The sequence below is a fragment of the Mesorhizobium sp. NZP2234 genome (assembly GCF_013170765.1).
Taxonomy (GTDB): Bacteria; Pseudomonadota; Alphaproteobacteria; order Rhizobiales; family Rhizobiaceae; genus Mesorhizobium; species Mesorhizobium loti_D.
The window spans coordinates 3,069,555-3,088,196 of sequence record NZ_CP033364.1 but is presented as its reverse complement, the minus strand read 5'-3'; the positions used below and the strand labels follow the sequence as shown (position 1 = coordinate 3,088,196).

Annotated in this window: 21 protein-coding genes; 11 read left to right on the top strand and 10 right to left on the bottom strand. The window is 64.8% G+C overall.

What is annotated here, in order from left to right; all coding sequences use genetic code 11:
• Window positions 1–10: 10 nt before the first annotated feature.
• On the bottom strand, window positions 11–2,104 hold the full coding sequence (locus EB230_RS15175) for an EAL domain-containing protein (protein WP_056571415.1): 2,094 nt from the start codon (window positions 2,102–2,104) through the stop codon (window positions 11–13).
• A 140-nt stretch (window positions 2,105–2,244) separates the two neighbouring features.
• On the bottom strand, window positions 2,245–2,340 hold the full coding sequence (locus EB230_RS15170) for a putative RiPP precursor (protein WP_155772459.1): 96 nt from the start codon (window positions 2,338–2,340) through the stop codon (window positions 2,245–2,247).
• Between the two features lie 300 nt (window positions 2,341–2,640).
• On the opposite strand from EB230_RS15170, the gene EB230_RS15165 reads away from it, so the two are divergent.
• Together EB230_RS15165 and EB230_RS15160 are read left to right on the top strand one after the other, a co-directional pair.
• Window positions 2,641–3,090: an ester cyclase gene (locus EB230_RS15165; RefSeq protein ID WP_172372989.1), complete on the top strand. Its 450-nt coding sequence runs from the start codon at window positions 2,641–2,643 to the stop codon at window positions 3,088–3,090.
• A 259-nt stretch (window positions 3,091–3,349) separates the two neighbouring features.
• Complete coding sequence (locus EB230_RS15160) at window positions 3,350–4,420, top strand: phosphatase PAP2 family protein (protein ID WP_172372987.1); 1,071 nt, start codon at window positions 3,350–3,352, stop codon at window positions 4,418–4,420.
• A 78-nt stretch (window positions 4,421–4,498) separates the two neighbouring features.
• On the opposite strand, the gene EB230_RS15155 is transcribed toward EB230_RS15160, so the two are convergent.
• A complete protein-coding gene (locus tag EB230_RS15155; RefSeq protein ID WP_172372985.1) occupies window positions 4,499–5,035 on the bottom strand; it encodes a hypothetical protein in 537 nt (178 codons plus the stop codon).
• A 115-nt stretch (window positions 5,036–5,150) separates the two neighbouring features.
• A complete protein-coding gene (locus tag EB230_RS15150; RefSeq protein WP_172372983.1) occupies window positions 5,151–5,477 on the bottom strand; it encodes a DUF1330 domain-containing protein in 327 nt (108 codons plus the stop codon).
• 177 nt (window positions 5,478–5,654) lie between these two features.
• Here EB230_RS15150 and EB230_RS15145 point away from each other — a divergent pair, with 177 nt between their 5' ends.
• The 5 genes from EB230_RS15145 (at window position 5,655) to EB230_RS15125 (ending at window position 9,355) form a co-directional block, all read left to right on the top strand.
• Window positions 5,655–6,347 carry a helix-turn-helix domain-containing protein gene (locus EB230_RS15145; protein WP_172372981.1) on the top strand — a complete coding sequence of 231 codons (693 nt, stop codon included), beginning with the start codon at window positions 5,655–5,657 and terminating at the stop codon, window positions 6,345–6,347.
• 66 nt (window positions 6,348–6,413) lie between these two features.
• A complete protein-coding gene (ada, locus tag EB230_RS15140) occupies window positions 6,414–7,541 on the top strand; it encodes a bifunctional DNA-binding transcriptional regulator/O6-methylguanine-DNA methyltransferase Ada (protein WP_172372979.1) in 1,128 nt (375 codons plus the stop codon).
• 21 nt (window positions 7,542–7,562) lie between these two features.
• Window positions 7,563–7,772 (top strand): hypothetical protein, encoded by a 210-nt coding sequence (locus tag EB230_RS15135; protein ID WP_246738964.1) that lies wholly within the window; start codon window positions 7,563–7,565, stop codon window positions 7,770–7,772.
• Between the two features lie 297 nt (window positions 7,773–8,069).
• Window positions 8,070–8,615, top strand: coding sequence for a methylated-DNA--[protein]-cysteine S-methyltransferase (locus EB230_RS15130; RefSeq protein ID WP_056571394.1), 546 nt, complete (start codon window positions 8,070–8,072; stop codon window positions 8,613–8,615).
• On the top strand, window positions 8,612–9,355 hold the full coding sequence (locus EB230_RS15125; RefSeq protein WP_172372975.1) for a 2OG-Fe(II) oxygenase: 744 nt from the start codon (window positions 8,612–8,614) through the stop codon (window positions 9,353–9,355). The genes EB230_RS15130 and EB230_RS15125 overlap by 4 nt, the downstream gene beginning before the upstream one ends.
• A 7-nt stretch (window positions 9,356–9,362) precedes the next feature.
• Here EB230_RS15125 and EB230_RS15120 read toward each other — a convergent pair whose 3' ends face one another.
• Window positions 9,363–10,265, bottom strand: coding sequence for a LysR family transcriptional regulator (locus EB230_RS15120; protein ID WP_056571388.1), 903 nt, complete (start codon window positions 10,263–10,265; stop codon window positions 9,363–9,365).
• A gap of 116 nt (window positions 10,266–10,381) precedes the next feature.
• Between EB230_RS15120 and EB230_RS15115 the strand changes: the two genes are divergently transcribed.
• Together EB230_RS15115 and EB230_RS15110 are read left to right on the top strand one after the other, a co-directional pair.
• The gene (locus EB230_RS15115) at window positions 10,382–11,296 is read left to right on the top strand and encodes an alpha/beta hydrolase (RefSeq protein ID WP_172372973.1); all 915 of its coding nucleotides are present in this window, start codon (window positions 10,382–10,384) and stop codon (window positions 11,294–11,296) included.
• A 111-nt stretch (window positions 11,297–11,407) separates the two neighbouring features.
• Window positions 11,408–12,169 (top strand): alpha/beta hydrolase, encoded by a 762-nt coding sequence (locus tag EB230_RS15110; RefSeq protein WP_172372971.1) that lies wholly within the window; start codon window positions 11,408–11,410, stop codon window positions 12,167–12,169.
• Between the two features lie 21 nt (window positions 12,170–12,190).
• Here the strand turns inward: EB230_RS15110 and EB230_RS15105 are convergent, their stop codons facing one another.
• The 4 genes from EB230_RS15105 to EB230_RS15090 all read right to left on the bottom strand — a co-directional run bounded on the left by EB230_RS15105 (window position 12,191) and on the right by EB230_RS15090 (window position 15,959).
• Window positions 12,191–13,120: a sigma-70 family RNA polymerase sigma factor gene (locus EB230_RS15105; protein WP_172372969.1), complete on the bottom strand. Its 930-nt coding sequence runs from the start codon at window positions 13,118–13,120 to the stop codon at window positions 12,191–12,193.
• Between the two features lie 205 nt (window positions 13,121–13,325).
• Window positions 13,326–14,267, bottom strand: coding sequence for an alpha/beta hydrolase (locus EB230_RS15100; protein WP_056571376.1), 942 nt, complete (start codon window positions 14,265–14,267; stop codon window positions 13,326–13,328).
• 104 nt (window positions 14,268–14,371) lie between these two features.
• A complete protein-coding gene (locus tag EB230_RS15095) occupies window positions 14,372–15,253 on the bottom strand; it encodes an SDR family oxidoreductase (RefSeq protein ID WP_172372967.1) in 882 nt (293 codons plus the stop codon).
• 118 nt (window positions 15,254–15,371) lie between these two features.
• A complete protein-coding gene (locus tag EB230_RS15090; protein ID WP_172372965.1) occupies window positions 15,372–15,959 on the bottom strand; it encodes a dihydrofolate reductase family protein in 588 nt (195 codons plus the stop codon).
• A gap of 106 nt (window positions 15,960–16,065) precedes the next feature.
• Between EB230_RS15090 and EB230_RS15085 the strand changes: the two genes are divergently transcribed.
• Window positions 16,066–16,482: a helix-turn-helix domain-containing protein gene (locus tag EB230_RS15085; RefSeq protein WP_172372963.1), complete on the top strand. Its 417-nt coding sequence runs from the start codon at window positions 16,066–16,068 to the stop codon at window positions 16,480–16,482.
• 117 nt (window positions 16,483–16,599) lie between these two features.
• Window positions 16,600–17,847: a DNA polymerase IV gene (gene dinB / locus EB230_RS15080; protein ID WP_172372961.1), complete on the top strand. Its 1,248-nt coding sequence runs from the start codon at window positions 16,600–16,602 to the stop codon at window positions 17,845–17,847.
• Between the two features lie 64 nt (window positions 17,848–17,911).
• Here the strand turns inward: dinB and EB230_RS15075 are convergent, their stop codons facing one another.
• On the bottom strand, window positions 17,912–18,598 hold the full coding sequence (locus EB230_RS15075; RefSeq protein ID WP_156394417.1) for a DUF6602 domain-containing protein: 687 nt from the start codon (window positions 18,596–18,598) through the stop codon (window positions 17,912–17,914).
• Window positions 18,599–18,642: the final 44 nt, after the last annotated feature.

Sequence of the window (18,642 nt, the reverse complement as noted above, 5' to 3'; positions counted from 1 at the left end):
GCGACAGGCATCAGGATGCCTTGCGGGCTCCGCTTGCCGGCCCGGCCGCACGTGCCACGATCTGCTCCAGCGGTTCGGGCCGGTGCAGCAGGAAGCCCTGGCCGAAATCGACGCCCATTGCCTGCAGGATGCCGAGCGTCTCGGCCTGCTCGATCTTCTCGGCCACGACGGCGCAGCCGACACTGCGGGCAATGCCTGATATGGCCGAGACGATCTCGCGGTCGAAGCGGCTCTCGGCGATGTGCTCGATGAAGGAACCATCGATCTTGATGGCATCGACCGGAAAACGCCTGAGATATTCGAACGAACTCATGCCGGCGCCGAAATCGTCGAGACTGACCTTGCAGCGCCGCTCGCGCGCCTTGCGCACGAACGCCTCGGCGGCGTCGAAATTGGTGACGGCGGCGGTTTCGGTGATCTCGAATCCGATGCCCGAATGCGGCGCCCCGGTTTGCTCGATGATGCCGTCGACGAAGTCCCACAGGCCCGGGTCGCTCAGCGTCTGCGCCGACAGGTTGAAGCCGAGCGTGATCGCGCCGGACTTCATGGCCGCGCCGTGCCGCGAGAGCGCGGTGCGGATGATCCAGCGATCGAGCCTGGCGGCAATGCCGAAGCGCTCGGCCGCCGGTATGAATTCGCTGGGCGGGATCAGCTTGCCGGCGCGCCCGGCAAGCCGCGCCAGCACCTCGACATGGCGGCTTTCCTGCCAGGGCCGGCCCAGCCGGTGGATCTCCTGGCCGAACAGTTTCAGCCGGCCGTCCTCCATGGCGTCGACTGTGTCGGCGGCGAGCCGTGCCGCGTTGAGGCCGCCCGAAGCGGCCTCGGCTGAAAACACCGCGAAACGGTCGCGCCCGGCGGCCTTGGCCGCGTAGCAGGCATCGTCGGCGCAGGCCAGCGCGTCGGCAACCGTGGTGGTTCGGTCATCGACGATCGCGATGCCGATGCTCGCCGCGAGCCGGCGCGAGGTCGCGGCGAGGCCGAGATCGGCGCCGCGCACGGCCGCCAGGATGGCGCCGGCCAGCCGCTCGGCCTGTGCGGCGTCGCAATGGGGCACCAGCAGGGCGAACTCGTCGCCGCCCAGCCGCGCCGCGTGCGCCGATGGCGGCAGGCAGCGGCCGATGCCCGCCGCCACGCTCTTCAGCGCGAGATCGCCGGCGGCGTGGCCGGCGAAGTCGTTGAGCGCCTTGAAGTAGTCGAGATCGATATAGAACACCGCCAGCGGCATGCCCGTGGCGATATGGTCGGCAAGCAGCCTGTCGAAGGCGGCGCGGTTCCACAGGCCGGTCAGCGCATCGTGGCGGGCGGCGAAGGCAAGCTCCTGCTCGCGCAGCTTGTCCTCGGTGATGTCGCGCACCGTGCCGAGGACCTGGCCGGCAGCGCCCGCGGCGGCGACGAAACGCACCAGCGATTCGATATGGCGGATCTCGCCGTCGCGCCTGATGATCCGGTACTGCGAGGCGGTAACGCCGTCCGAGCCGGGTGACGGCAGGTGCGCCCGTTCGGTGGCTTCCTTGTCGTCGGGGTGCAGGTAGGTGTGCCAGAGGTCGCCCGCCACCTCGTCTGTGTCGGCGACGAGGCCGAATATGTCCCGGGTGCGGGCGTCCCAATAGCTCTTGTTGGTAGCGATGTCGTAGTGCCAGATGCCGGTGCCGCTGGCGGCGAGCGCGAGGCGAAAGCGCACATTGACCTGTTCGAGCGCGGCTTCGGCCGCTTTCTGCTTCGAGATGTCGGTCTGCACGCCCATCAGCCGCAGCGGCCGCCCGTCCGCGCCGCGTTCGACGATGCCGCCGCGATCGAGCACCCACACCCAGTGCCCCCGCTTGTGCTTCAGCCTGAGTTCGGTCTCGATGGTATCGGTCAGCCCGGCGATGTGGCGATCGCCACTGGCCAGCGCGCGTTCGCGATCCTCGGGATGGGTGAGTTGCAGCCACAGGTCACTGGCGTTGGCGAGTTCATCTTCCCCGTAACCCAGCATTCGCGCCCAGGTCGCCGAATAAAAGCAATCGCCGCTGCGAAGATCCCAGTCCCAGACGCCAAGTTGGGCGCGTTCCAGGGCCTTGGCCCAGAACGCTCCGTTGCGACCTTTCCTGCTCTGACGCGCCATAGTCTGTTTCGCTTGCCCCACCCACGGACAATCTGCCGCAAAACCAGAGAAGAAACAGTTACCGGAGCGGCGGATGGCCATGTCGGGAAGGTCAGCGGCCCGTCAAGACGCCCACGCTGCATGCCGCAGCAGGCGGCCCGTCAATTTTCCTCGACCGTTGACACGCCAGTGGCCGCCGTCACGCTGGACAGTTTTTCGCGCTTTTCGAGCCTCGGCTTTTCGTAGGTCTTCTTCATGGCCAGTTCCTTCTTCAGTGCCCATTCACCGCTCAAGTCTATCCGGGCCAGGTGGCCAGGCTTGGGCCCAGCGGAACAGAGTTTGGCCTGCACGGCCCTGTCCAGGTCCCGGTACCGACGCTTCGCGGTCTTTTGATTGGCCGACAAGAAGCGGAGTTCTGTCGCCGGCCAATGGTCCTAGTGATCGCACGAGGCCGCCCATCCCGGCGGTCTCGAGAGAAGCAGCCGCCCATCAGCCATCGGGCCGAATGCGCCCACGCCTTGGGGAAACGGCATGCACGACAACAAGAGGACCCTCCCATGACCAAACAGGAAGACAACAAGGCCGTCGTCGTCAGATGGTTCACCGATTTCTGGGGTGGAACCTGCGATCTGTCGGTCGTCGACGACATCGCCGCGCCCGACATGCTGCTCAAATATTCCTTGCATGAGCCACGCCGGGGCCGCGACGACATCAAGGCCTTCATGACCGATTTCCGCGCCGCCTTCCCGGATCTCAACTTCTGGGCCACCGCCGATCTCATCGCCGAGGGCGACTATGTCGTCGGCCAGTGGGAGGGCGGCGGCACGCATACCGGCCCGGCTTTCGGCGATTTCCTGGCCGGTTCGCTGCCCGCCGCCACCGGACGCGCCATGCGCTTCACCGGCACCACGGTGCTGAAGGTGATCGACGGCAGGATCGTCGAGGAGATCGGCCTCGACGACGGCGTCGCGGCGCTGACCCAGCTCGGCCTGATCAAGGCCGCCTGATCGGCGGGGCCATCGCCGCCTGGGCGGTGGCCCCTTGGTCCGACAACCCGTCAGGGTGTTCGGCAGCGCCACACGACATCGTCAATAGTTGTGCATTTCACGGTGACATCTTCGTCAACGATTCCTTGATGAACAAGGAAGAATTATAGACGTCTAATATTTCGATTTTTATCCTTTTCCAAGTGTAACTGAATAGTAATACACAATATGCAAAAATACCCGTCAATAGTGCTTTGGGCTGCTGGCGGGACGTCCTTCGATGAGTGCGCACACCGGGCAACGGGGCCGCGATCGCCGGTCCCTTGCCGTTTTCGACCTGGACATCGCGGTCACCAGGAGCGACTGGCTGCTGGCCGCCCTGTGCCTTACCTGTATCGCGGCGGCGATTTGCCTGCGGCCGGAGCGTTATCTGCGGCTGTCCATACAGTATTTCGGGACATTCCTCAGCGTGCTGCCGGTGCTCCTGGTGGTTGGCCTCGGGCTGGCGGCGCTGATGTATGGCAGGCCAACGCCGACAAGGTTCATGGTGCGGGTGCTCAGGGAACGTGGCCCGGCGGCCGCGCGGGTCGTCCTGCTGTTCTTTCTCGGCATCACCGCCTTCACGACGTTCAGGATCACCATACCGGAGATCGTGCCTTACTATGCCGATCCCAAGCTGGCCGAACTCGATCTTTGGCTGCACGGCATCGATCCCTGGGTATGGACGCACCGCATCGTTTCAGAGCCCGCCTCCATGCTGGTTTTCAAGGCCTACATGTCCTGGTGGTTCATGCAATGGTTCGGCGTCATGCTCTTCGTCGCCTTCTGGAACAACCCCGTCCGGCGCATCCGCTATCTTTGGGCGTTCGCGCTCACCATGATTTTTTGCGGCGCCGTTCTTGCGACCATGCTGTCATCCACCGGGCCGATATTCTACGACCGGTTCTATGGCGGCGACCGATTTGCCGGGGTGCTCGACGCGCTGCTGGCGGACCCGCATGCCTTGCCGGTGAGGTTCGCCGCCAATTATCTGCTCGATGCACACGACAGCGGCAGGTCCCGGTTGGGCACCGGCATCACCGCGATGCCCAGCATGCATGTCGCCATCGCCACGCTCAATGCTTTCTTCCTCACCGGTTTCGGCCGCCGCTCGGCCTTCGCCGGATGGTCTTTTGCAGCACTCATCCTGTTCGGCTCGGTCTACACCGGCTGGCACTATGCCGTGGACGGCTACCTTTCGATCCTTGTCGTGTCCGCGATCTGGTATCTGACAGGGCGTTTCCTCCTGCCGCAAGCAAGCCAGGATACCGTCGGGATGGATCTGCCGCTGCCAGAACCGGTGTCGCAATGACCGGGTTCGGCTGAGGCCGGCAAACCACTTCAGCTGGCGTTCGGCCAGGCGGCCCTGGAGCCGCCTGGCCCTGGCTCGCTACTGGCTCGGCGCCATCGCGTGTTCGCAAGACACTTTCGGGTTCATGTCGGCGAAAGTGCCGGTCGGGTTGCCCTTCCAGGCCCAGACATGCAGCTCGTAGAATTCACCAAGGCCATAGCGGTTGGGCGCGCTGTTGAAGTTGAACAGCTGTCCGTCCAGCGACGCCGGTCCCTTGGAGGTGATGTATTCGACCGCCACCAGCTTCAACGTGCCGTCGGCCATCGGCTCGTACATGACGGCCTCGGGACGGGCGATGTCGATCTTGTCGTCCTTCAGGTACTGGCCGTTGACGTAGTGGATGCCCATGGCGCCGCCGGTGATGCCGCTGGCGCAGGGAATTGGCGCATAGCCCTCGGCCGTCGCCGCTTTCACGTCGAGAAACCGGTTGTTGGCGGCCCGCACCTTGTCGGCCAGCGGATTGGGGCCGGACACGGCTTCAGCCGCCTCCTGATGCGCCTGTGCGAAGGTGGTGCAGACGGCCAGCATGGCCCCCGCCATGACAAGCCTGTTGGGGAAATCTGGTATCATATCCATTCCATTCTTCTTGAAAAAGCACGGCTGGCCGGCCGCCGGAAATACGGCGGCGCGACAGGCAAGCGCCGTGGCTGTTGTTGCTTGGAGACCCCGAAAACGATGCGGCGAATGCCGGTCATCCCTTCGGCAGATACGGGATCGTTCCGGCCAGGTCGGTGTCGTCGATCAGCTGGAAACGGCTGTCGCTGCCGCCTTGACGGGCCGAAACGAAAGGCGCGTAGGCCGGATCGTTGGTGAAGGCGCGCGCCGCCGCCTCCGACGGGAACGCCATCAGGGCGATCAGCGTGGTGTCGAGCGGCTTGCCTTCGAGCGTCTTCACATTGCCGCTGCGCGACAGATACTTGCCGCCATGCTTGTGGACGAGGTCGTGCACCGAGCCGGCATAGGCCGGCACCCATTTCGGGTCCTTCATCTTGATGTCCGCGATAAGATAAGCAGTCATGGTCGTCTCCTGGTTGCGGTGCACAGGGATATCCCGTGTCACCGGCCAAAGGGCTCGCATGGCGGGGCTCTCGCCTACCAGTCCGCGATCTGTACCGGGCCGGTACAGTTTCTGTACTCGCCGCCTCAATCATGAAGGGCTAATGTTCGGCCTTGCTTCGAGGGAGGGACACCAATCATGGCCCAGCACGGATACAAGCAGTTCTGCCCGCTATCGATGGCCGCCGAGGTGCTGTGCACCCGCTGGACGATGGTGCTGATGCGTGAATTGGTGGCCGGTTCGACCCGCTTCAACGACCTGCGCCGCGGCGTCCCAAAAATGTCGCCGACCCTTCTGTCGCAACGGCTGAAGGAGCTCGAGCTGGCGGGGATCGTCGAGCGCAAGGAGATCCAGGGCGAGAAAGGGATCTTCGATTACCGGCTGACCGAGGCCGGCCGCGATTTGCGCCCTGTCGTCGAGGCGATGGGCTTCTGGGGGCAGAAATGGGTCGAGTCACGGCTGTCGCTCAAGAACCTCGATCCGTCGCTGCTGATGTGGGACATGCGGCGCAATCTGAACCCATCGCCGCTCCCTGAAGGGCGCACGGTGATACAATTCCTGTATCAGGATCTGCCGGCATCCAAACGCTCATGGTGGCTGATCGTCGAAAAGCACGGCGAGGTCGACCTGTGCTGGTATGATCCCGGCTTCGATGTCGATCTCTACGTCTCGACAGACCTGCACACGATGACGGCGATCTGGATGGGGTTGCTGACCGTCGAGAAGGCCGGCGCCAAGGTTTCGCTGACCGGCGACCAGGCCATCGGCAGGAAGATGCAGACCTGGCTCGGACTCAGCCCGTTCGCTGTGGAGCCCAAACGCGCGGCTTAGGAGAACCGAGAGCCGCTTGTCAGGAAACGGGTGGCGGGGCCGGTCCCAGGCGGGCTTCAATGCCGCATGTTCATCACGCTGCAAAGAGATCTGAAATCGACGCCGCTGGCGGTGGCCGACGACCCACGCTGGGCGCGCATCGTTGCGCGAGACAAAACGGCGGACGGAGAATTCTGGTATTCGGTGGCGACGACCGGCGTCTATTGCCGGCCCTCCTGCCCGTCGCGGCAGGCCAACCCCGCCAATGTGCAATTGCACGACACGCTGGCTCAGGCGAAGGCGACCGGCTTTCGCGCCTGCCGGCGCTGCAAGCCGGATGGTCAATCGCTCGAGGCCGGCAATGCCGCGATGGTCGCCGATGCCTGCCGCAGGATCGAACAGGGCGAGCAAGAGCCCTCGCTCGCCGAACTCGCCGATGCCGCCGGCCGCAGCCCCGGCTATTTCCACCGCGTCTTCAAGGCGATCACCGGGCTGACGCCGAAGGACTATGCCGCCGCGCACCGCGCCGCCCGGGTCCGCCAGGGGCTGGAGGACGGCGCCAGCGTGACGGCCGCGATCTACGATGCCGGTTTCAATTCAAGCGGCCGCTTTTACGAGAAATCGACCGGCATGCTCGGCATGACGCCGACGCGCTACCGCGCCGGCGGCGCCAACGAGGATATCCGCTTCGCCGTCGGCGAGACCTCGCTCGGCACCATACTGGTCGCGTCGAGCCGCAAGGGCGTCGCCTCGATCCTGCTCGGCGGCGATCCGGACGCGCTGGTGCGCGACCTGCAGGACCGTTTCCCCAGGGCGCGGCTGATCGGCGGCGACCGCGCCTACGAGGCGCTGGTCGCCCGCGTCGTCGGCTTCGTCGAGGCCCCACGGTTCGGCCTCGACCTGCCGCTCGACGTGCGCGGCACCGCGTTCCAGCAGCGTGTCTGGCGGGCCTTGCGGGATATCCCGGTCGGCAGCACGGTGTCCTACGCCGAGATCGCCGAACGCATCGGCTCGCCCAGGGCAACCCGCGCCGTCGCCGGGGCCTGCGCCGCAAACGCCCATGCGGTCGCGATTCCCTGCCACCGCGTGATCCGCAAGGACGGCGCCCTCTCAGGCTATGCCTGGGGCGCCGAGCGCCGGCGCGCGCTTCTTGACCGCGAGGCCGATGGGACGGCGACCGCGGCCGACAGGGCCGACCGGCCTTCACGGGCCTGACGAGGATCGGCGATGCGCGCGATGGCAAGGTCCTCCACCGCCGGCGCAAACCGCCAGATCGCGGTCAGCCGCCCGGAAGACGCCAAGTCGCGGGTGTTGGCCGCCATCGTTGAGCTGGTCGACAGCGGCAGGGCGGAGTGGAGCCGCACCGCGACAGACGAGATCGAGCTGCGGCTGTTGAGCGGCGAAGTGTTCGTGCTCGGCGAGGTGTCCGTCACGCGTGTGGGATAAGCACACTCAGCACCCTACGGCGCCCCCTCTGTCCTGCCGGACATCTCCCCCACAAGGGGGGAGATTGGCTGTCATCACGGCCTTCGCCAATTTCAACGTCGCGGGACGAGCGGAGGCGCCAAAGCTGCCAATCTCCCCACCCGTGGGGGAGATGTCCGGCAGGACAGAGGGGGGCGCCGTAGGGTGATTACCCTGGTATCGCTAGCCCCTCGAAGATTTGAATTTGAAAGCAAGCACCGGAGTGGGCGCGCGCCGGCACATGGCTAGGGTTCAGGCACAGACAAAGGAGTGAAGGCAATGAATATCATGCAAACCCACATGACCGAACCGACGGCGCACATCGACACCATCGCCTACGCCATCGGCCAATCCGCGATCGGCAAAGTCCTGGCCGCTCGCAGCCCCATCGGCGTCTGCGCCATCCTGATCGGTGACGACGCCAAGGCAATGGAGCAGGATCTCGCCAACCGCTTCCCCGGCAAGGTTCTGGTCAAAGACGAACCGGGGCTGCGTGACGATCTTGCTGCAATAGCGCGCTTCGTCGAAACGCCCGCCGCCGGCCTCGACCTGCCGCTCGACATGCGCCACGGCACGCCGTTCCAGCAACGGGTGTGGGAAGTGCTGCGCACCATACCGTGCGGCGCCACGATGACCTACACCGCGCTTGCCCGGCGCCTTGGCCAGCCGAACGGCGCCCGCGCCGTGGCGCTCGCCTGTGCCGCCAACGCGATCGCGCTCGGCATTCCCTGCCATCGTGTTGTCAGAGCCGACGGCACGCTGTCGGGCTACCGCTGGGGCATCGAGCGCAAGCGCGCGCTGCTGGACAAGGAGGCCGCGATATGAACGCCCATGCCAAGGTCGCCGCATCCGTGGTCGAAGCCGCGGAGACCCGCATCGCCGGCTACGACTGGCCGGCCCTTGCCGCCGAACTCGACGGCTTCGGCTGCGCGGTGATGCAAAAGCTGCTCTCGCCCGAGGAGTGCCGGCGGATCGCCGGCCTCTACCCCCAGGAGCAGCATTTCCGCAGCCATGTCCACATGGCCAGGCACGGTTTCGGCAAGGGTGAATACCGCTACTTCCGCTATCCCTTGCCCGACCTCGTCGGCGGCCTGCGAAGCGCGCTCTATCCAAGGCTGGCAGAGGTCGCCAACAGATGGAACGAGCGCATGGGCATCGCCCTGCGCTATCCCCGCACCCATGCCGGGTTTCTGGACCAGTGCCATGCCGCCGGCCAGGAGCGGCCGACGCCGCTTCTCCTGCAATATGTGCCCGGCGACTTCAATTGCCTGCACCAGGACCTCTATGGCGACCTCGCCTTCCCTCTGCAGATGGCGATCCTGCTCTCCGAACCGGGCGAGGATTTCACCGGCGGCGAGTTCGCGCTGACCGAACAGCGGCCGCGCATGCAGAGCCGGGTCGAGGTGGTGCCGTTGCGCCAGGGCGATGCGGTGGCCTTCGCCGTCCACAACCGGCCGGTGCAGGGAACCAAGGGCAACTACCGCGTCAACCTGCGCCACGGCGTCAGCCGGCTGCGCTCGGGCATGCGCCACACGGTCGGCATCATTTTTCACGATGCCAGGTGAGCGCCGCTCAAGCCTCCCAATAGGGCGGATCGCCAAAGGCGTCGCGCAGCCATGTGGTGAGCGCGCGCAGTTTGGCGGATCCGCGCCTATCCTCGGGATAGGCGATATAGATGGTGGCGCCTTGCGGCTCGGCGCCGACATCGACGACCGTCAATCGCTTGTCGGCGATCTCGGTCTGGATGAAGTACGCGGGGAGCAATGCCAGGCCGAGGCCGGCAAGAGCGGCGTCGCGCATCAATATCCCGTTGTTGACGCGCAGCGCGGTTTGCGGGCGGATCGTCACCAGCCGCCGCGAAATCTTGAACCGCCAGTCGGCGGCGCCCCGGATGGAATAGATGATGCCCTTGTGGCGTTTCAGGTCGTCGGTGGTCGCGGGTCGTCCGAACCGCTCGATGTAGTCCGGCGAGGCCACCAGGAATCGCGCGCTGGAAGCCAGCTTCCTGACGATGACCGGTCCGTCATCGACGACGGGCCCGTGACGCACGATCGCATCGTAACCATCTGCCACCATGCTGACGAAACGATCGTCGAGATCAAGCGTCAGTTCGATCCCCGGGTGCCTGGCCAGGAAACCATACAGCGCGGGGCCGAGATGGAGGATGCCGAAACTGGTCGGCGCCGATATCCTGAGCGGCCCGGCCAGTTCGCCGCGATGTTCGGCGACTTCGGCTCTGGCATCGGCCACCTCCTGCATGATGCGCCTGGCGCGTTCGTAGAAACCCCGCCCCGCTTCGGTGATCGAGAGTTTGCGGGTGGTGCGGTCCAGCAGCTTTGCGCCGAGGCTGCGCTCGAGCTCCGACAGCCGCTCGCTGATGACGGACTTGGACAGGCTCATGCGCCTGGCCGCCTCGCTGATCGAACCGGATTCCGCGACGGCGACAAACGCGGCGGCGGCTTCAAGCTTTAGCATTGTTCGGCGTTCCCGAATTCACAATCAGGCGACCGGCGCCTAACGAAATCAAGGACATGGTGCCATAGTTCGAAGGACCGCGATACGGCGGCCACAAAAGCTCGGGGTAATGCATCATGTTTCGTCCTTTGGTTATCGTGCTTGGTCTGCTGTCACTCGCCGCTCCGGCCTCGGCGCGCGTGATCCCGTTTCCGGCGGGCTTCAAGACCCAGTCGATCGAGACCAACGGCACCAGCCTGCATGTGCGCGTCGGCGGACAAGGGCCCGCGGTCATCCTGCTGCACGGCTTCGGCGATACCGGCGACATGTGGGCACCGGCGGCGACAAAGCTGATGAAGGATCACACGGTGATCGTGCCGGACCTGCGCGGCATGGGCCTTTCGGCGCATCCGGACAGCGGCTACGCCAAGAAGAACCAGGCGGTCGACATCGCCGGCGTGATGGATGCGCTGAAGATCGACAAGGCCGACCTGGTGACGCACGACATCGGCAACATGGTCGGCTATGCGCTGGCCGCGCAATATCCGAAGCGCATCACGAAATGGGTTGTCATCGACGCACCGCTGCCGGGCATAGGTGACTGGGACAAGATCAAGCAAAGCCCGCTGCTCTGGCACTTCAACTTCCGCGGCCCCGACATGGAGCGGCTGGTGGCGGGCCGCGAGCGCATCTATCTCGACCGCTTCTACAACGAACTGTCGGCCGACCCGAAGAAGATCGACGAGGCGACGCGCGTCCACTACGCAAAACTCTATGCGCGGCCGCATGCCATGCATGATGCTTTCGAGCAGTTCAAGGCATTCGACCAGGACGCCGTCGACAACCAGGCGATGCTTGCCGCCGGCGGCAAGCTGCCCATGCCGGTGCTGGCAGTCGGCGCGGAGAAATCGGCGGGCACGTCACAGGCCGACATCCTGCGGTTCGTCGCGTCGGACGTGACGGGCGCCATCGTGCCCGCATCCGGCCATTGGATCATGGAAGAAAACCCGGATGCCACGGTCAAGCTCATCACCGATTTCCTCGCCAGGTGACAACCGGCCGGCGATCGTCTGGGGCCTGCTGAAACCGATCTCATGAAACCAAGCGGATGGGTTGCCGCCAGCAAAGGCGGCCCGTCGTCACGACAAAAATGGAGCCATTCGATGTCGTTGTCGCATCTTCTCTTGTCGGGAGCCGCCGTCCTGATGGCGATGGCCGCGCCGGCCTCGGCGGCCGGCGCGCCGAAGAAAACGGTCGTGCTGGTGCATGGCGCCTTTGCCGACGGCTCGAGCTGGAGCAAGGTCATCCCCTTGCTGGAGGCCAGGGGGCTCAATGTGGTGGCGGTGCAGAACCCGTTGAGCTCATTGGCCGCCGATGTCGACGCAACCAGGCGGGTCATCGATGCCCAGCCGGGGCCGGTCATCCTGGTCGGCCATTCCTGGGGCGGTGTCGTCATCAGTCAGGCGGGCGTGAACGACAAGGTCAAGGCGCTGGTCTACGTCGCCGCCTTCGCGCCGCCAAAGGGCGTGTCGGTGAACGATCTTGGCAAGGGGCAGCCGCCGCTGCCCTGGGCAAGCGCCCTGGAAGCCGATAGCGGCGGCTATGTCAGGCTAAGCGCCGAAGGCGTCGCCAAATATTTCGCGCAGGACCTGCCGCCGAGTGAAATCAGCCTGATCGCAGCCACGCAAGGTCCGACCTTTGCCGGTATTTTCGACGAGAAGCTGACGGCCGCCGCCTACGAGACCAGGCCGAGCTTCTACATCGTCGCCAGCCACGACGGCATGATACCGCCGGCGGCTGAAGCTGCGATGGCCAAGGCGATCGGCGCCGAGGTGACCGAGCTTGCGACCAGCCACGTTCCGATGCTCTCCAAGCCGCGCGAGGTGGCCGATGTCATTCTGGCGGCCGCCGACTCGATGAAATAGGGCGCGGGCCGGATCGGTCCGTCATCCGTCCGCGAAGACCATCTCCAGGATCCAGGGGCAGGCATAATAGTCTGCGATGCGATCGATGACGCCGCCGTCGGCATGGATACGCACCAGATAGGCCGGCCGCCATGCCTGGCCCCGCGGCCTGTCGACGACCAGAACGGCCTCCCCTTGGATCGCATCTTGCCGCATGCGCCAGGGCTCGCCGCGCTCGTATTCGATGAAATAGGGCGAGCGCGAGAGCAGGCCATTGTAGCAGTCCGAAACCCGCAGCCGGGCATCGGCGCTGGTCAGAGCCCGCACCCCGTCCCAGTCCCTGGCATTGAAGAGTTCGACATAGCGGCCGAGCAGCCGCTCCAGTTCCGGGTCGTGCGCGGGTGCCGCGACCGGTTGCGCCGGAAGAGCGGCGAGCTTGGCGCGGCCGCGATTGAGCGCCGACTTGACGCCGCCCGATGTCGAGCCGACCAGGTCGGCGATCTCCTCCAGCGAATGGTCGAGGACATCCTTGAGCAGCACGCAGGCGCGCTCCTTCGGCGGCAGGTGCACCACCAGCCGCTCGATGGCGCGGCCGGCGCCCGCACCGGCGGGCTCGACCGGCAGCACGATCTCATCGCTGGCATAGGAGGCTTCGGCCTTGAGCCGCGTGCGGCGGTTGCGGATGAAGTCGATGCACCTGTTATGGGCGATACGAAACAGCCATGGCCGCAATGCCTGTGCATCGTCGAGCAGCGCGATCTTGCGGTAGGCCTCGAACAGCGCCTCCTGCATGATGTCCTCGCCGTCGAGAGCCGAGCCGGTCATGCGCGCGCAGTAGCGGTGCAGACGGACGCGCAAATGCGAGACCGTCTCCAGGAATGCCCTGTAGCGCAGGTCGAACAGGCCTTCGGGATCGAGGCGCGGCTCGATGCCTTGCCTCGTTTCACGGGATGCGCGGATCTGCTGGTTCATCGCGGCACGTCGCTTAGAGCAATTCCAGGAAAAGTGTGTAGCGGTTTTCCCGGGACAAGCGCGTAGCGCTTGCCCTTGGGAATTGCGTCAAGACAAAGAGTTAGAGCAGTTCGCCGTTTCCGTGAAACGGCGAACTGCTCTAACGTCACCGCAACATCGCGCAAGCGCGGCACTTCCACAAGCGCCAAGCCCAGCCGGCGCATGGTCACGCCGCCCTTTCGCCGGTCGCCATGGCGACGGCATCCGGCAGGCCCAGCCTCGGCCGCACCCAGGCGGCGAAGCGGCCGATCGCGTCATCGGCCTCCGGCGCCCGGCCGGCCATCATCTGGAAGGAGTGCAGCATGCCGTCGAAGACATCGAGGCGCGTCTCGATGCCCGCCTGCCGTGCGCGCTCGGCGAACATGCGGCTTTCGTCGACCAGCGCCTCGTCGGCACCGGCCTGCAGGAACACAGGCGGAAAGCCGCTCAAGTCGGCGTAGAGCGCGCTGACCTCCGGATCGAGCCGGTCGCGGTCGCCGATGAAGTTGGTCACCAGCCAGTCGACGGCCTCCCTGGCGAAGGCTGGATCCTTCTTCCGGTTGGTCTCGTAGCTGGCGCCGGTCAGTGCCATGTCGAACCAGCCGGAGATGATCAGCGTGGCGGCTGGCAACGGCCGGCCTTGCGAACGCAGCCGCTGCAGGAGGCCATAGGTCAGCACCGCTCCGCAGGAATCGCCGGCAAGCGCGATCGATTTTGCGTCGACGCCCTGGTCGATGAGCCAGTTCCAGGCGGCCATCGCCGCCTCGAGCTGCGCCGGGTGCTTGGCCTGATGCGCCAGTGGATAATCGTAGGCCAGTGCCCGGCAGCCGACGGCCTTGGCCAGATGGCCGACCAGCTTGCGGTGCGTGTAGATCGAACCGCCGATGAAGCCGCCGCCATGGGCGTAGAACAGCACGCGCCGCGCGTCGGCGCCCTTCGGCACGATCCACAGCGCCGGCACGCCGCCGGCATCCACCTCGCTATAGTCGACACCGCCCGGCTCGCCGGTCAGCGCCGTCCAATGCGTGTCGTTGTAGTCGATGATCGCCTGCGGGCTGGTCAGCTTGCCCGCATTGGCTGCGATCGCCGCGTAGTGGTTCCTGTTTGCCTCGCTCTCAGTGCTCGCCATGATGGTCTCCCGAGGTTGCCGATCGCCGACTGCGACCTTCGAGAAGCAGAGACGGACGGGCGGGCAAAAAGGATACGCCGCCGATGCTTTTTCCCGAAGTTCGGCTAAGCCTCGCCTCTGAACATGGCCGCGTGGCGTTGGGCGAATTCGACGAACGGCGTCGGCCGCACGCCGAACATGTCGTGCGTCGCCAGATGCACCCGCGATTTCGGCCGCCGCAGCCGCTCGGCCAGTTGCTCGTCCAGCGCATCGGCGAAACCGGCCGGAATGCCGGCGGCCAGCAAATTGCGCCGCCGCTCCGCGGGGCTGATATCGACATAGCGGACCGGCTTGCCGATCGCCTGCGATATGCGCGCCGCGATGCCGGTCATGGTCAGCGCTTCCGGTCCGGTCATGTCGAGGCTCTCGCCTTCATAGCCGCCATCGCGCAGCAGCCGGAAGGCTACCTTGGCGATATCCTTGACATCGACGGGCGACAGTTCGGTGTCGCCGAGCGCGAGGTGGAAAGCCCCCTCGGCGGCAATGGTCGGCGCGTCGCGCAGGTACACCTGCATGAACTGGCTGGGGCGCAGATGCGTCCAGGCCATGCCGGCCGCTTCCAGATAGCGCTCGACCTCCTCATGCATGCGCGTGAAGCGGAACTTCGTGGCGTCGTAGCCGATGTTGGATTCGGCACCGGAGAACTTCACCACATGCGCGACACCGGCCTGCCGGCAGGCATCGATGAAACGGCACTGCGTCTCCCTCATGTCTTCGGCGGCGGTCGAAATCATCAGCACGCGGTCGACGCCGTCGAGTGCCGCGCCCAGCGTTTCCGCCCGGCGCATGTCGCCCTCGACCAGTTCGACGCCGGCAAGTCCGCCGAGCCCCGCCATGGACGCCCGCTTCGGGTCGCGAACCAGCGCCCTCACCTCGTGTTTTTGCCGCGCGAACTCGCGCACGATCGCTTTGCCGTTCAGGCCCGTGGCGCCTGTCACCAGGATCATCGTCTTCTCCGTCTGGGATTGAGGCGGCCGCCACGCCGGCGACCGCACCTTGAAGACGAACAGGCGAGGGCAAAGGATTCTGGCCAAACGGTTTTTTTAGGAACCTCGCCGTACCCGATCACCGCGCCGGGGCGTAGCGGTTGACCACCATGCCGCAGGCATAGGCCTTCGAGCCGAGCAGGAGCAGGTTCTGGAAACCGCCCTGCTCGAAAATGCGGCGTCCCGCGCCCAGCACCGCCGGGTTGATGAACAGCTGGAACTCGTCGACCAGCCCGGCCGCGATCAGCGCCGACGCAAAGCCGGCGCCACCGAAGACGGCGATGTCGCCGCCCTCGCCCGCCTTCAGCGCGGTCACTTCGCGCGGCAGGTCGCCGCTGACCACCACCGTGCGTTCCCAGCGCGAGGATTTCAGCCTGCCGCTCGGCACCACCTTCCGGGCCTCCACGATGCGCTGGGCGAAGGCGTGGAACGGATCGGCCGGAAACCTCTTCGCCGCATTGCCCCAATGGGTCAGATACCCCTCCTCGGCCATCTTGCGGCTGAGCAGGATTGTGTCGATGCCGGCGAAAACGGTGTTGAAGTCGCGCTTCAGCTCCTCGTCCCAGGCGCTGTCGTCGCCCCATTCCCAGAGCTGCCAGCCATGATCCTCATAGGCGCCGACGAAACCGTCGACCGACATCTGCATCTGAAGGATGAGCTTCTTCATCGTCGTCTCCCCGCGGGATCAAAGAAAATTGCTTTACTTTTGGAACCATTGACGCGGGCCAAAAATGATGTCAATAGTAAAGTGATTTAAAAATGGAAGCATAGAGATGTCGACGCGTGAAAGATCCGGCTGTCCGATCAGCCTGTCGCTGGAACTGCTCGGCGACCGCTGGACGCTGCTCATCATCCGCGACTTGGTCTTCGCCGGGAAAAAGCATTTTCGCGAGTTCCTGCAGTCCGATGAGGGCATCTCCTCGCGCACGCTGGCGGAGCGGCTGCAGACGCTGCAGGACGAAGGCATCCTCACCCGCAGCGACGACCCGAGCCATGGGTTGAAGGCGATCTACCGGCTGACCGAGGCCGGCATCGACCTTTTGCCGGTGCTGGCCACGTTCGGCGCGTGGGGCAGCAAGCACCGCAAGGCCGACGGCCACCTAGCCCGGATTGCCGACGAACTGGCGGCCGGCGGCGCACCAGCGCTGGAACGGAGGAAGGCGGCGCTGCGGGCCGAGCATATTGTCTAGGCGCCGCCCCTCCTTCCCTCATCGGAACGGGTTTCAGCAAACGGTTTCCCTTGACAGAAATCACCTTTTGTTCTCTATTCGTTCGCATCTATCAGCAACTGCGGATGAGCGGTCGGGATGGAAACGACAGCCACCATCCTGCATGCCGATCTCGACGCGTTCTATGCCTCGGTCGAGCAGCTGCTCGATCCATCGCTGCGCGGCAAGCCGATCGCGGTCGGCGGCGGTGTGGTGCTCGCCGCCTCCTATGAAGCGCGCGCCTTTGGTGTGCGTGGCGGCATGCCGGGGCGCAAGGCGCGCGAGCTTTGCCCGCAGCTGATCTTCGTCGGCGGCAATTTCAGCCACTACCAGCGGCTGGGCGACGCGGCGATCAAGGTGCTCGACGATTTCACGCCGGTGGTCGAGCGCATTTCCATCGACGAGGCCTTCGCCGATGTCGCCGGCTGCACGCATCTGTTCGGGCAACCGGCAGAGATCGCCACGGCGATCCGCCACCGCGTGCGCACGGAACTTGGCCTGCCGATCTCGATCGGCGTGGCCCGCACCAAGCATCTGGCCAAGATCGCCTCGCAGGTCGCCAAGCCCGACGGGCTGGTGGTGGTCGATCCCGGCACCGAGCTCGCCTTCCTGCATGATTTGCCGGTTTCCCTGATGTGGGGCGTCGGCCCGGCGACCAAAGCGCGGCTGGCCGAGATCGGCGTGGAGACCATCGGCCAGCTGGCCAGGACGCATAGCGGCGCGCTGACGCGGCTGCTCGGCCCCGCCGCCGGCGAAAAGCTTGCCGCCCTGTCGTGGAATCGCGATCCGAGAAAACTGGAGACCAGGCGCCGGGCACACTCGGCAGGCGCGCAATCGGCGCTTGGCCAGAAACCCGCCGTGGCGCGGGTGATCGTGCCCACCTTGCTCCACCTGGCCGACCGCGTCGCCAGCCGCCTGCGCGCCAAGGCGCGGCCCGGCCGCACGGTGACGGTGCGCGTGCGCTTTGCCGATCTCAGCGCCGTCACGCGCTCGATCACGCTAAAGCAGCCGATCTCCGCGACCACCATGCTGGCCGAGATCGCACAGGACCTGGTGCGCGGCGTGCTCGCCGATCATCCCCGGGAAAAGACGATCTCGCTGCTGGCGATCTCGGTTTCGCATCTGGAGGAGAGCGCCGAACTGCAGCTCGACCTGCCGCTCGGCCTCGCCGACGAGAAGCGCCGGCCGGGCAGCAAAAAAGGCCTTGCCCGCTTCGGCGCCGACCGCGCCATCGACAAGATCCGCGAGCGCTTCGGCAAACAGGCCGTCGGCTACGGCACCGTGGCGTTGGAAGCGGCGCGCTCCGTGCCCGACGAATTCAGGGAACTGGCGGAGAAGGAACTGTGAGCAGAAGAAAGCTCCAACGTCAGCTACGGTAGGTGGCCGACGCTAGATGTCAGCAATCTCAAAACTACATAGTTAGCAGTATTTGATCTCCTGAGCGATGAGGCGGAGAAAGCGCATCGGCGACCTTGGGAGTTGCGGCATAATTCGCGCCATTGAATGTTGAGTAGATTAAACGACCAGTAAATTCATATAGAAGAGAGATCGCAAGCCAAACGGATTGTTCGCCAACTTCCGCTAAGCTACCAAACTCTGATGAGGTAGCAAAAATTCCATGTTCGACAATCAAAATCGCGTCAATAGCACTATTATCAACTAATTTCTGCCTGACAATATCTGCACGCGACCATCCCTTGAAACCAATAGCTATAAAAGGAATGCGAGGCGATGGTCGAGATCCTATTATTAAGCCAGAGGGAGAGCTCCTTTTTATTTTTGAAAGCGAGTTCGCAGTGTGAATAACTTCTTTCCATTGCGCCTGTATATCGGATTTTATTTCGAGGGTCGCGGCAACAGTTTCAGCAAGATAGAGTCGATGATGCGGACTGCCAACAGCGGGCAGTGATGGCCCGAGGGGAAACTCTACAACGACATCTATTTGACCTGATTGATTGCCTTCCAAGTCCACGACATCGCCAGAACCAAATCTGTAAATTGGTGGAAATACATCCTTAAGAAATCCATCTACAAAGGTTTCGCGCTCACGCCCTTTCGTAGCAGCAGACATAGGTGCACTTGCTTCGTAGCTGGCCATCAACTGCTTTCTAATACCACCGAGGCGACGCAAGACATTATCAA